7 protein-coding genes and 5 pseudogenes are annotated in these 12,927 nt (G+C 69.3%); 7 read left to right on the top strand and 5 right to left on the bottom strand.

Going from position 1 to position 12,927, the window contains the following annotated elements:
- Window positions 1-448: 448 nt before the first annotated feature.
- The 7 genes and pseudogenes from OHS71_RS40995 to OHS71_RS40965 form a co-directional block, all read left to right on the top strand.
- On the top strand, window positions 449-832 hold the full coding sequence (locus tag OHS71_RS40995; protein ID WP_328475491.1) for an ankyrin repeat domain-containing protein: 384 nt from the start codon (window positions 449-451) through the stop codon (window positions 830-832).
- 91 nt (window positions 833-923) lie between these two features.
- Entirely contained in the window at window positions 924-1,313 is a 390-nt protein-coding gene (locus tag OHS71_RS40990) for a hypothetical protein (protein WP_328475493.1), read from the top strand.
- Window positions 1,310-3,946: a DEAD/DEAH box helicase gene (locus tag OHS71_RS40985; protein WP_328484347.1), complete on the top strand. Its 2,637-nt coding sequence runs from the start codon at window positions 1,310-1,312 to the stop codon at window positions 3,944-3,946. Before OHS71_RS40990 ends, OHS71_RS40985 begins: the two co-directional genes overlap by 4 nt.
- A gap of 100 nt (window positions 3,947-4,046) precedes the next feature.
- Entirely contained in the window at window positions 4,047-5,057 is a 1,011-nt protein-coding gene (locus OHS71_RS40980; RefSeq protein WP_328475495.1) for a helix-turn-helix domain-containing protein, read from the top strand.
- Between the two features lie 86 nt (window positions 5,058-5,143).
- Window positions 5,144-6,058 carry a helix-turn-helix domain-containing protein gene (locus OHS71_RS40975; protein ID WP_328475497.1) on the top strand — a complete coding sequence of 305 codons (915 nt, stop codon included), beginning with the start codon at window positions 5,144-5,146 and terminating at the stop codon, window positions 6,056-6,058.
- Between the two features lie 418 nt (window positions 6,059-6,476).
- A complete protein-coding gene (locus OHS71_RS40970) occupies window positions 6,477-6,776 on the top strand; it encodes a hypothetical protein (protein ID WP_328475499.1) in 300 nt (99 codons plus the stop codon).
- Window positions 6,777-6,821: 45 nt separating this feature from the next.
- Window positions 6,822-7,896, top strand: a pseudogene (locus OHS71_RS40965) (helicase associated domain-containing protein); the annotation flags it as partial.
- A gap of 40 nt (window positions 7,897-7,936) precedes the next feature.
- Here the strand turns inward: OHS71_RS40965 and OHS71_RS40960 are convergent.
- From OHS71_RS40960 to OHS71_RS41475, 5 genes and pseudogenes are all read right to left on the bottom strand, one after another.
- Window positions 7,937-8,146 (bottom strand): annotated as a pseudogene (locus OHS71_RS40960) (hypothetical protein); the annotation flags it as partial.
- Window positions 8,122-8,670, bottom strand: coding sequence for a telomere-protecting terminal protein Tpg (gene tpg / locus OHS71_RS40955; protein ID WP_328475501.1), 549 nt, complete (start codon window positions 8,668-8,670; stop codon window positions 8,122-8,124). The pseudogene OHS71_RS40960 and the gene tpg, both read right to left, overlap by 25 nt.
- A gap of 10 nt (window positions 8,671-8,680) precedes the next feature.
- Window positions 8,681-10,900: pseudogene (tap, locus tag OHS71_RS40950) on the bottom strand (telomere-associated protein Tap).
- Window positions 10,901-10,934: 34 nt separating this feature from the next.
- Window positions 10,935-11,198, bottom strand: a pseudogene (locus OHS71_RS40945) (ATP-binding protein); the annotation flags it as partial.
- 113 nt (window positions 11,199-11,311) lie between these two features.
- Window positions 11,312-12,921: pseudogene (locus tag OHS71_RS41475) on the bottom strand (transposase).
- Window positions 12,922-12,927 lie beyond the last annotated feature (6 nt).

Genomic DNA, 12,927 nt, shown 5'->3' with positions numbered 1-12,927 from the left:
ACCACATCGCTGCGCGATGTGCAAGCGAACCACCGCGCTGCGCGCGGTGGTTGCGCTCCCGCTCCGCGGGAGCGCTGGCGGGTGGCTGCGCCACCCGCGCACCCAGCTTGCGCAGCAAGCTGGGTGACGGCCCGTCCGCTGCGCTCCCGGGCCTGCGGGACTTCCGTCCCGATTTCAGGCCTCCGCTTTGCTCCAGCCTGGTCGGCGGGTCCGCTGCGCTCCCCCGCCTGACGGCTCTTCCGGCTGCGCCTCCAGAACCGTTGAGCCCGCTTACGCGGGCCGGGCTGGCTAGGGGGAAGGGGGGTGCTCGTTCGGGTCGGGTTTCGGTGTAGTGCGTGCCTAAGAGTGATGCAGCATGTAGCGTTGGAGAAAATACGGGATACCCACCAACCACTCGTACGGAGCCGGTGACTTAGCGGCCTGCGGACTGGGTGGGGAGAAAGGCGTTATGGTTTCCGATGTGCTGAAAACTGTTCGTGACGTGGAGCCGTGGACGCCCGCGCATCAGGCCGTGGAGACAAGTGACTACGAGACACTCGCCGTGCTCTTGGACTCCGGGGCCGACCCGAACGAGATGTGCTTCGGGCACACGCTGCTGACTCACGCGATCGACCTCGAGGGGGACAGTCACCTGCAGTCGGGGCATCCACTTCACACGGCCACCACGGCGATCCTGCTGGCGTACGGTGCCGATCCGCGTCTGCCAGCCGCCGATGGGGAGACTCCTCTACAGATCGCCGAGCACTACGACCACGAGCCGGCGCAGCGGTTGCTTCAGCGCTTCCTGGCGCCCACGACGGTTGAGGCTCCAGGGAGTGCGCGTGGCGAATGATCGGGAACCTTCGGTACCTTCCCTCCACGGTTCGGGCTGTTCTTACGAGGATGTCTCGATCTATGTGGATGCGGTGGACGGGGCTCGGGTCGTGACCTGGCTTCAGGGCTCTCTCGGTCTCGAGGACAGCGGGCCGTGCCTGGCCGTCGGGCCGCTGTGTGTGTCCGGCGAGGACAACGGCTACGCCACGGGCCAGCGGGCCCATCCCTTCGACTTCCTTGAATGGCCGGCCGTGCTGGAGTGCGAGGCCTCCGCAGGAGCGCCGGCCGATGTGGTGCAGGCCGTCGCGGTCGTACTCGAAGCACTGTGGCGTGGCGGCTTCAAAGCTGTGGCCGCCTGTGACTTCGAGGACGAACTGCCCGCACGCGGCGGGGCGGACAGATACCCCTTCCCTCCTGCCTCCGACAGGTCACCAGCTTCTACTTGCTCGTGGTGGAGGAAACTGATTTCTCCCGGGAAAAGAAGGGGTGGAATTCTGTGATCAGCCTCCGGGAGCATCAGGTAACACAAAAAGCAAAAATTCGGGAGTGGGCTAGTTTCTTTGCAAGATCGCCTATGCCTGCCCGGGGAGCGCGGGGCATGCTGGTGTCCGCGACCGGATCCGGGAAAACGATCACCGCTGCCGCGAGTGCGCTCGAGTGCTTCCCCGGCGGGCGGATCCTCGTCACCGTCCCGACCCTTGACCTGCTCGTGCAGACCGCCCAGGCGTGGCGGCTGGTGGGCCACCGGGCACCGATGGTCGCGGTGTGCTCGCTGGAGAACGACCCGGTACTGAACGAGCTGGGAGTGCGCACCACCACCAACCCGATCCAGCTCGCCCTGTGGGCCAGGTCCGGGCCGGTGGTCGTGTTCGCCACGTACGCCTCTCTCGTGGACCGCGACGACCCGGAGGACCCGACGGGCCAGCGGAAGGTTCGCGGGCCGCTGGAGGCCGCCCTGACGGGCGGGGAGCGGCTCTACGGACAGCAAATGGACGGCTTCGACCTCGCGATCGTGGACGAAGCGCACTCAACCGCAGGCGATCTTGGCCGTCCGTGGGCGGCAATCCACGACAACGCCCGCATCCCCGCTGACTTCCGGCTCTACCTCACCGCCACCCCGCGCATCCTCGCCGCGCCCCGGCCGCAGAAAGGCGCGGGCGGCCAGGAGGCGGAGATCGCGACCATGGCCGACGACCTCGACGGCACCTACGGCGCATGGCTCGCCGAGCTCGGACTCTCGGAGGCGATCGAGCGCGAAATCCTCGCCGGTTTCGAGATCGACGTGCTGGAGATCCGCGACCCCTCACCCGTCCTCGGGGAATCCGAGGAGGCGCGGCGCGGCCGGCGCCTGGCCCTGTTGCAGACCGCGCTCCTGGAGCACGCCGCCGCGTGGAATCTGCGCACCGTCATGACGTTCCACCAGAAGGTCGACGAAGCCGCCGCGTTCGCGGAGAAGCTCCCCGAGACGGCAGCCGAGCTGTACATGAACGACGCCTCCGACGAGGACCTGGCGGCCGCGGACCGGCTCCCCGCGTCGTCGATCGACGCGGCCTTCTATGAACTGGAGACCGGCCGGCACGTGCCGCCGGAGCGGGTGTGGTCGGCGTGGCTGTGCGGCGACCACCTCGTCAGTGAGCGGCGCGAGATCCTGCGGCAGTTCGCCAACGGCATCGACGCGGCCGGGCGCCGGGTCCACCGCGCCTTCCTCGCCAGCGTTCGCGTTCTCGGGGAAGGCGTCGACATCACCGGCGAACGGGGAGTGGAGGCCATCTGCTTCGCCGACACCCGCGGCTCCCAGGTCGAAATCGTGCAGAACATCGGCCGCGCGCTCAGGCTGAACCGCGACGGCACCACGAAGGTCGCCAGGATCATCGTGCCGATCTTCCTGGAGCCCGGCGAGGACCCCACCGACATGGTCGCCAGCGCCTCCTTCCGCCCCCTCGTAGCGGTCCTTCAGGGCCTGCGTTCGCATGACGAACGTCTGGTCGAGCAGCTCGCTTCCCGTGCGCTCACGAGCGGGAAGCGCAAGGTCCACGTCCGGCGAAACGAGGACGGGCAGATCGTCGAGGCCGGCGGCGAGGACCAGGAGCAGGACGACACCGACGCCGCTGCCGAGGCGGCCCTGCTGCACTTCTCCAGCCCGCGCGACGCCGCGACCATCGCCGCCTTCCTGCGCACCCGGGTCTACCGGCCGGAGTCCCTGGTGTGGCTGGAGGGCTACCAGGCCCTGCTCCGGTGGCGGAAGGAGAACGAGATCACCGGCCTCTACGCCGTTCCCTACGACGTCGAGACCGAAGTCGGGGTCACGAAGGATTTCCCGCTAGGGCGCTGGGTCCACCAGCAGCGGAAGGCACTGCGGGCCGGAGAGCTGGAGGAGCGGCGCAAGACCCTGCTCGACGACCCGGAGGCCGGCATGGTGTGGGAGCCGGGCGAGGAAGCCTGGGAGAACAAGCTCGCCGCGCTGCGGTCCTACCGACGGGCCATGGGGCACCTCGCTCCGCGTCAGGACGCGGTGTGGGGCGAGGGCGAGGCGATGGTGCCGGTCGGCCAGCACATGGCCAACCTGCGCCGGAAGGGCGGCCTGGGCAAGGACCCGGAGCGGGCGGCACAGCGCGCGAAGCAGCTGGCCGCAGTCGACCCGGACTGGAACTGCCCCTGGCCACTGGACTGGCAACGCCACTACCGCATCCTCGCCGACCTCGTCGAGGACGAACCCGGCGGTGTCCTGCCCGAGATCCAGCCGGGCGTGCTGATGGACGGCGATGACATCGGGCGGTGGCTCCAGCGGCAGTCCCAGCCGGCTACTTGGGCCCAGCTGTCGACCGAACAGCAGGAGCGGCTGTCCAAGCTGGGCGTGAAGCCCGTCCAGGCACCGTCTCCCGCCCCTGCTGCCACGCGTGCGACTAAGGGCCCAGGCAAGGCGCAGCAGGCGTTCCAACGCGGCCTGACAGCCCTCACGCAATGGATCGAGCGCGAAGGCCACCGACCGGTACCCCGTAAGGCGGTGGAGACCTTGCCCGACGGGACCGAGACCAAGCTCGGCATCTGGTACAGCAACATCAAGACCAGGCGCGACAAGCTCACCCAGGAGCAGCTGGTCGCGCTCCGGAAGTTGGGCGTCGAATGGGCATGACAGACACCCAGTCCGTCATGGTCTTTCGATCCGTACACGCAGAGCCGGCGGCCCTACCCTTCGATGGCTTGATGAGGACATGATGGGAGGGGGTGGTCACGTGATCGAGACCGTGTTGCGCAGTGAGGACCTACCAATAGCCGATCGCTTCGCGTGGTGGCGGGAGATGACGTCGCAGACACTCACGCCCACGGAGATCACCAGCGACCACGCCGATGACTTCCGTGCCTGCTTCCAGCTGCTGGACCTTGGGGCCGCTCAGGTGTCGGTGCTGTCCTATCCGTCATTGCGCTCACGTCGCACGTCGGCGCTGGTGCGTCGCTCCGACCCCGAGCTGTACCACCTGGCCCTGACAGTCAGAGGCCGACAGAGCATCTCCCGTTGCCAGCGTGACGCGTCAGTGGGGGTTGGGGATCTGTTGCTGTACGACAGCTCGCAGCCGTGCGACGCCTCGGCCTTCCCCGACGACGCCGGTGCCGTCGAGGGGATCGTCGTGAACGTGCCACGTACGGCGATTCCTCTCCCTGCGGCGAAGGTGGACCGCCTCCTCGGGGCTCCGTTACCGGGCGACAGCGGTATGGGGGCCCTCCTGTCACAGTTCTTGATCCGCCTGGCACCTGAGTCCCACGCATGCCGGCCGCAGGACGCCATACGTCTGGGCGGACTCACCGTGGACCTGATCACCGCGTTCCTCGCGCACCACACGGACACCGAGGACAGCGTTCCACGTGAGAGCCGTCAGCAGGCGCTGATGGCCGGCATCCACTCCTTCATCGAACGCAATCTGGCCGACCCCCAGTTGTCGCCCGCCACCGTCGCCGCCTCCCACCACATCTCCGTGCGGTACCTGCACCGACTGTTCCAGGCTCAGGGCGTCACCGTAAGCGCCTGGATCCGGCACCGGCGCCTGGAGGGCTGCCGCCGGGACCTCGTCAGTCCCCAACTGTCCGACAGGCCCATCGGCTTCCTGGCCGCACGCTGGGGCTATGTCCGTGCTTCCGAATTCACCCGCGCATTCCGCAGGGCCTACGGGATCCCGCCGAACACGTATCGGCAAGAGGCACTCCTCGGCACACAGCGCACCGACCGCCAACCGAATGTAGGGCCCTGAGAGAGAGGAACGGCGGGACAGTGATCTGGACGGCATTTTCGACGGAACACCTGTCGGGAACCGAACGATTCGACCACTGGGAAGCGATGATCTCCCAGGCGCACTTTCGCACCACGATGGCCAGCGATCACCTGGATGACTTCCTCGCCAGCTCTCAGGCACTGAACCTGGGCGACATCCAGACCTTCGCGCAAAGCTACCCGCCCATGCATGCGCGCCGGACCCCGGCGATGATCCGGCAAGGTGATCCGGAGGTGTTCCAGCTGTGGCTCACCGTCCGTGGGGAAGTCGGGCTCAGCCAGTCGGGCCGGCACGTCGGCGTCGGCGAGGGCGATCTGGTGCTCTACGACTCCTCCCGGCCCTGCCAGGCCCAAACCGCGGCCCGTGACCACCCGGACGTCTCATCACTGATCGTGCAGATACCCCGGGCCAGACTGCCCCTGCACTCCAACACCCTCGACCGGCTCACCCTGACCCGCATCCAGGGACAGACAGGCATCGGCGCACTGTTCCGCCACTACCTCACCGACCTGATGAACCACGCGCCCCAGTACGAGGAATGCGACGCACCCCGCCTGGCAGGCGTCACCCTCGATCTGCTCAGCGCCATGCTCGCCCAGGCCGCCCGGACCGAAGACCTCCTGCCGCCCGAAACGCAGCACACCGCCCTACGTACCCGGATCAACGCGTTCATCCAGCAACACCTCGAGGACCCCGGCCTCACACCGACCTCCATCGCCGCCGCCCACCAGATCTCCGTCCGCTACCTCCACCAGCTCTACCAGGGCCAGGGAACCACCATCGCCGACGGCATACGCCGCAGCAGATTGCAACGCATCCACCGCGACCTGGCCGACCCCCGCCTCAACGCCCGGTCCATCAGCTCCATCGCCGCACGCTGGGGATTGCTCGAGCCCACATCCTTCAGCCGCGCCTTCAAGACGCTGTACGGCATCACACCACGCGACCACCGCCACCAGACCCGGTACCGCGGGTTATAGGCCGTGCGCTGAGTGCCAACAACCGTGCACGCGATGCCAACAACACCACGAACACATCCAGCACCATGTCTATTCAACCGCCCGTTAAATCGCGGGTAGACAGCCACGGATCTCAGAGGGAGGCAGTGACAATTGCGCCGTCCTCAGTTCCGGCCGATACAGGCCACACCATCTGGCCGTCGGCTCGGCGCACTGAAAGCCGTCTGCACACCGTCCGCAACCGCTGACGGCCGCGCCACTGCCGCCATACCTGCGGCCCCCGGGCGTCCCGCCCGAAGGGCGAGGGCAGCATTGAGGGCCCATGGCCAGCCCGCTCCAAATTCTCACGTCCACGACCAAGGGGGAAGTCATGCGCAAATCGCTCCGAATTGTGACTGCAACGCTCGTCACTGCTGTATCGTCCGCGAGTTTGATGCTGATGCCGACCGCAGCTGTGGCTGCCCCAGCATGCACACATCCGAGCCACACCAATAACAGTTCCTCGTACGGCTACGTGCTCGTCGACGCACTCGCCCGCCGCAGCGGCCCCTCCACATCCTGTGACGCCTACGGCTACGCGAACAGGAACGCGAAGGTCTACTTCCACTGCTACGTCGTTGGCGAGTCGATCGACGGCGAACCCAACTGGATATGGGGACGGATCGAGGGCACCCAGCAAGAGGGCTGGTTCAGCATGAAGTACCTCAACAACCGAGGCGTCTTCACGAACCACTGCTAATGGGAACGTCGCGGACTCGCAACGGCCCGCGGATGGGCCTCCGAAGCGGATCTGCGCCGGAAGGGCGGCCTCGGGAAGGACCAGGAACGGGCGGCGGAGCGCGCGCAGCAGCTGACGGCGATCGACCCGGATAGGAACTGCCCGTGGCCACTGGACTGGCAACGCCACTACCGCGTCCTCGCCGACCTGGTCGACGCCGACGGCAGCCTCCCCGACATCCAGCCCGGCGTGCTGATGGACGGCGACGACATCGGGCGGTGGCTCCAGCGGCAGTCCTAGCCGGCTACTTGGGCGCAGCTGTCGACCGAGCAGCAGGAGCGGCTGTCCACCCCTTGGTGTGAAGCCCGTCCAGACGCCGTCTCCCGCCCCGGCGGCCACCCGCGCGACGAAGGGCCCGGGCAAGGCGCAGCAGGCTTTCCAGCGCGGCCTGGCGGCCCTCGCGCAGTGGGTCGAGCGGGAGGGTTTCGACCGGTCAGTGCCGCGCGGCCACAGCGAGCAGATCGCGGTCGACGAGGAAGCGGAGCCGGTGGCCGTGAAGCTGGATGTATGGACTTCGAACACCCGTGCCAGGTGGGACAAGCTCAGCCCCGAGCAGCAGGCCGCCCTCGCCGCCCTGGGCGTGCCCTGGGCGAAGGCAGCGGTGCCGGCCCCGTCCAGCCCGGCATCGGTCGACGACGGTCCCCTCCAGCCCGCGCCATCGGACGCACAGGCGCAGAAGGGCCACGACCAGGGCGACACCGTGACGGAGAACGAGACCCAGGCGGCGCAGGGCAGTGCGCGGGCGCGGCGCATGAACGAGCTGATGCGCAAGCACACCAAGGCCGAACTGCTGCGCATGGCCTACGCAGGCGGCCTGATGCCGTACAACAACCCCGAGAAGTGGAGCAAGGACGAAATCGCCTCCACCGTGGTCGACACCGAGTTCCGCGCCGCCCACCAGCCCGCCCCGGCCCGGCCCGGAGCAGTCACCGCACGGACCGTCCCGGCGCAGCTGCTGCCGCAGCCGCAGCCGCAGCAGGACCACCATGACGAGTGCGACAAGTCGGTGTACGACGGCGGCACCTGCACCTGTGACCTCATCGAGCAGTACGGACCGCCCTCCGAACAGGACGATCACTGAGACAGTCACCCGATCGGGGAGGCACGTTCGGCGCCACGGCTCAGGCGCGGCTCCGCGACGCGATCAGCCGGTTGGTCAGCTCTACCGTGGCGAGGTACCACCAGAAGATCCAGTCGAGGAATGCTTCGTCGTACTCGCCGCGCTGGTCGGCCCGGCGGTGGCGCAGGTCGAAGCGGTTGGCGATCTCGAACAGCGCGCCTTCGTCCTTCCCGAGGTGCTGCTTGATCAGGGCACGGCGTTCCTCAAGGATGCGCGGACCTCCTCCAGCTGGCCGGCGCGGCGGCCGTTGTCCTGGAAGTACATCTCCTTGAGTGCTTCGGCGGCGATCTGCTGGAGCTGCCGGTCGGTGGCGCCGGCCTCTTGGCCGTCGGAGAGGCGGGCGGCGTAGCGGGGCGGCAGCGCGACGGTCAGGTGTCGAAGGCGGTCCTCGTCCGTCGTGCCGATTGGTGCGGTGTAGCCGATGCGGGCGCGGGTGTCGATGACGATGCCGCCGGTGGTCGCCGCCTTTTGCCGCGCCTGGGCGCGGATCTGCGGCTGCCACCGCTTCTTCACCTCCCGCTCCAGGCGGGCGGCGAGGTCCGGGCGGGGCTTCTTGATCTGGTTCTTCACGTACCGCTCGACCGTGCGCTGCGAGATCCGCAGCATCTGGGCGACCGCTTTGGTGCCCTTGAGCTGCTTGACCAGGTACCGCATCTGCGCTCCCGCGCTCTTGGGCGCCGGGCGGGTGAACGCCTTGTGCACTGCGGCGTCCAGGCCGTTGCCGAACAGGCTCATCGCGCTCTACCTACTCCCCGGTGTCCTGGTCGGTGACGGTACCGTCCTTGATGTACCGCGCGAGGTTGAGGTCCGGGGCGTCGAACTGCTCGCGGACACCCTCGCCCCACAGCACGCTCTGAGTGCCCTCCCACTTCACCAGGCCCGGGTTCACGCCGAGCCTGAATCCGCCGGGCAGCGGCTTGCCGTCCCGGTAGGGCAGGAAGTCCAGCGGTGACGGCCCGTCGGAGGCGTAGACGGCGCAGTCCGAGAGGATGGCCACCGGGTACTGCCCGGTGAAGGCGGCGTGCTTGACGATCTTGCGGTGCATGTTGATCCGGGTCCGGGAGATGACGGCGGCGCGGATGTCCGGGCGCCAGGTGGGCCGGGCAAGGGCCCGCCACGGCTGGCCGGGTTTCCAGCCCTCCCCGCGCGGGCGCTCGCGCAGCTTGCCGATGCCGCCCTTCACGGTCGCTTTGATCGCGGACACCACGATCGCCAGCTGGGGGTCCCGCTGCCGGTAGCCGTCCATCGCTGCGAGGAAGTCGGCCGGCTCCATGTCGGCGTGCACGCCGAGGTCGGCCATCGTGGCGAGGTAGGCGTCGCGCAGCCGGTTGTACCAGGCGTCCAGGTAGCGGCCGTTGTCGTGGCGGACGTACGCCTCGACCGGCGCGACGTCGTAGCCGAGCTCCACTGCGTACGCCACGGTCGGCGTGGCGTACCAGGCCGAGCCCTCGGGCCGCTCCCCCTTCGGCGTGAACGGACTGGGCAGCAGCCCGGCGTCCAGCTGCGCCCACTTGTCCTTGGCCACCTTCACGCGGGACAGGTCGACGTGGGACAGGTCGACCAGCCAGGAACCGGGCAGCTTCGGATCGAAGACGGGGTTCTTGACGTGCGTCGGCGCCCCCAGACCGACCGTGAGTCCGTTCGCGCCAGCGGCGAAGGCCATGTTCACGTCGACGCCCACCAGGTGAGGGCGAAGGCATTCGGCGTCGGTGAGCGGGCGCGCCCAGTCGTACGCCTCCTCCACCAAGACTTCAGCCGGGGTGCGGTGGTGGAAGCGCGGCAGGTCTGCGAGCAGCGGGTGCCCGTCGGGGGCCTCGCACGGTGCGCAGTCCACCGGATCCTTGCCCAGAGAGCCGGGGTTGTGCTCGGAGTGCCGCTTGCCCGTTGCGTCCGGTTCGGAGGCACGAGTCGGCGGGTGCAGCGCGGTCATCAGCTCCAGGCCGGTCACGGCGGTCGATCCGCGCGGCGTCATCACGCGGGCCGCATACGTGCCCAGCAGCCTGGCCAGGTCCGCAGGCGGCAACTGCCCTGTGTCGGCCCAGTGCCGGGTGTCGAGCGCGTCCCACGACGGAATGCACAACTGCACGCAGGAGCGCTCCGAGCCCTGCGCGGGGCGGTAGATCCTCGCCCACGGCCCGAACCCGCGCTTGGTCAGCTGCCAGTCGGCGCGCGTCAACTGCTTGATGACCTTGTGGCCCTCCGGGATCCGCCCGGCCAGGCGCTCCTCCTTGGTGAGCGTGACCGGCAGGCCGTAGTGCTCGCACGCGGCCCCGGTCAGCACGATCAGCGGGTCGGCGTCCTTGCCCGGCCCGGACAACTTCGGCTGACCGAGCCGCCCCTCGCTCAGCGTCCACTCCACCAGGGCCGCAATCGACTTGGCCGGTACGTCCAGGACCAGGCCGCCGACGCAGTACGCCAGCACCTGACCGTCCTCAACGTCGACGACCGCGAGCGGACCGTTCTCGAACCGCGCATCGGCGCCACCGGCTGGGCTGCTGGCGGGGGCGGCCTTACGCGCGGGCGACCGACGCGACGTCGGCCTGGTCGTGGCCCCCGGATGCGGCACAGCGGCAGGGCGCAGCGCGGTGTCCTCAGAAGCCGGCTCCTGGATCGAGCCTGTGGGTTCGGTGCGGGCTTGGGCCGGTTCAGCTGCCGATGGCGCAGGAACGGCCACAACGTCAGGCGTCTCGGGGACCGTCGTGTCCTCAAAGCGCACCGGAGCGTTGGCGGGGTAGAGCCGGGCGAGCTGCTTGAGCATGCGGGCATAGGCGTCGCGCTCCGGCGGCCGCGGCTCGGTCTTACCGGCCTCTCAGCCGCCGACCGTCGCGCGCCGCACCTGTAGTGCGGCGGCCACCTCGTCCAGCGTCAGGCCGTGCGCCTGGCGCAGCCGCCTGCGCTCCGCCGGGGGCGGCAGCGGGGAACGGGACGCGATGAGCGCGTCGACTGCGTCGAACAGCTCGGACATGCAGCACCTCCAGTCCCGCAACTTCGAACGCCTCCCCGTTGAGCCACTGGGCCTCGTCCACGAGGAAGGTGCGGGGGTGTTCAGCCAGGGCGTTCTTCAGCAGGCGGTCGAACTCGCTGGGGTGGCGGGGCGGCTCGCCGGGCAGGTCGAGGGCGGTGAACAGCTCGTAGCGCACGGCCCGGGCGGTGGGGCGGGCGCGGAAGGTGACCCGTCGGACGTCCTCTGCGGGTTCGAGTTCGTGCAGGCAAGTGTTGACCGCGAGCGTCTTGCCGTGGCCGGCGCCGCCGTGGATGCACATCATGGCGCGTGCGGCGACGGTGTCGGTGATGTTCTCCCGGGCGGTGAGCAGGGCGCGGGTGGTGACCACGGACGCATCGGGCAGGTCGACGTACTGGTAGGTGGCCGCGGTCATCAGGTGTCTCCGTCTTCGTCGGTGGTGGAAGGTGCGGCCTGCCCGCCCGGGCCGTCCGGGACTGCAGGGGCGGAGTCACGGCCGGACGGGAACGGGTCGGGCCGGCCCGGCGTGGTCAGCGCGACCAGGGAAGCCGGGGTGCGCCAGTCGGCCGGGGGTGCAGCGGGCGGGATGACGTCCGGCAGCGCAAGCTGCGACAGGCTGGTGCCGGCACTCCGGGCGAGCTCGGCGTCGGCCTGCGCACCGGTCAGTGCGCCGAGCCGCCGAGGGGGCTCGGCCTGGGTGGCGGCGGCGTAGCGCTGTCGCTGGGAAGCTTCGAGGTTCTTTTTCAGACGGCGGGCACGGGCGGACCGCGCTCTTCGTACGGCGCGGAGCTGTTCTTCGGTGGCCTGGTCGGCCAGGTCCGCAGGACCCAGGTAGCGGCCGGTGGCCGCGTGGTAGACCTCGATGCGGTGGTCGTGGTGGGGCATGAAGCGGATGCGGACCTGGATCCTGGCCTGGCCGGTCATCCACGGACCCACGTAGTCGCGTTTCTTGAAGCGGATGCCGCGGGTGGTCAGTGTGCGGGTGCCGGCGTCTTCCAGGGTGAACGTCCACAGATCTGCGGCTGGCACGTCCCGCAGCGGGGTGGGATCTTCCTGCCACGCCTCAAGCGGGGTCCTGCCCCGTAGCGGCGCGGGACGGTGCTCGGTGTTCCACCACAGCATCCAATCCAGCAGCCGGGCGGTGAAGTCCTCAAAACTGAGCAGCACCTCGTCCTTCGGACGGGAAGCCCGTTTGCCGGGGCGCGGCTGGCGGGCGTAGCCGGGCAGCGCGGCCAGGAACATGCTTTCCACCGCCCGGTTCAGGCCCTCCACGGTGCCCTTGAGGTGGGGGGTGTAGGCGGGCAGGTCCTCCACCGTCACGTCCAGGAGATCAAACGCAGCGGTCACTGTCCTGGACAGGAAGTCCTTGCCACGGTCCACCCGCACCTTCTCCGGCAGGCCGCCGATGGGCCGTAGGGGTCCTCGCGCAGCACCGCGGAGCGCAGCGCGGCCAGCACCGACTCCCGCGACGGATGCACCGGCGTGACCGCGACGCCGGTGATCGCGTTCGTGGCGCAGTCGGTGAACCAGGTGATCCACGGCCTGCGAGCCCTGCCGTCGACGTCGACCAGCACCGCCGCCTGCTTGTGGTCGGTCTCCCACACCTTGTTACGCCAGCCCCGCGGCCGGGCCAGGAACACATCATGCTTGCGCGCCGCCCGCTCACCACCTGCGAGCCCGGCCCGCTCCCCCGGCGTCAGATCACGGCGGATCGCCCGGTGCAGCGTCGGGATCGACGGAGGAGACTCGCCCTCGCCCCTGGCCGCGCGAGCGGTCAACTCGCGATGCACCGCCGCGACGTTCCCCTTCCACAGCCCCAGCAGAGCCCGGACCTCATCAGTAACCGTGAACCGGCCGGGATACGCAGACCGCTCCCCCGGTGCCCGTGCCGCAGCCTCGTCCCGCTCAGCGGCCGCCAGCCACCGCCACACCGCACGCTCCCGCACCCCCAGCACGTCCGCCGCCGACCTCACCCGCCCAGTGGTGAGCTTCCCCTCCCGCCGCAGGGCCAACAGACGGCGCACCGTCGG

It is taken from the genome of Streptomyces sp. NBC_00377 (assembly GCF_036075115.1).
Classification (GTDB): domain Bacteria; phylum Actinomycetota; class Actinomycetes; order Streptomycetales; family Streptomycetaceae; genus Streptomyces.
This window is presented reverse-complemented; position numbering and strand designations above follow the sequence as displayed.

Excerpts from the sequence above, each read along its gene's own strand:
- OHS71_RS40995 (WP_328475491.1), top strand. The coding sequence starts at position 449 with ATGGTTTCCGATGTGCTGAAAACTGTTCGTGACGTGGAGCCGTGGACG.
- OHS71_RS40975 (WP_328475497.1), top strand. The coding sequence starts at position 5,144 with ATGATCTCCCAGGCGCACTTTCGCACCACGATGGCCAGCGATCACCTG.
- OHS71_RS40970 (WP_328475499.1), top strand. The coding sequence starts at position 6,477 with ATGCCGACCGCAGCTGTGGCTGCCCCAGCATGCACACATCCGAGCCAC.
- tpg (WP_328475501.1), bottom strand. The coding sequence starts at position 8,670 with ATGAGCCTGTTCGGCAACGGCCTGGACGCCGCAGTGCACAAGGCGTTC.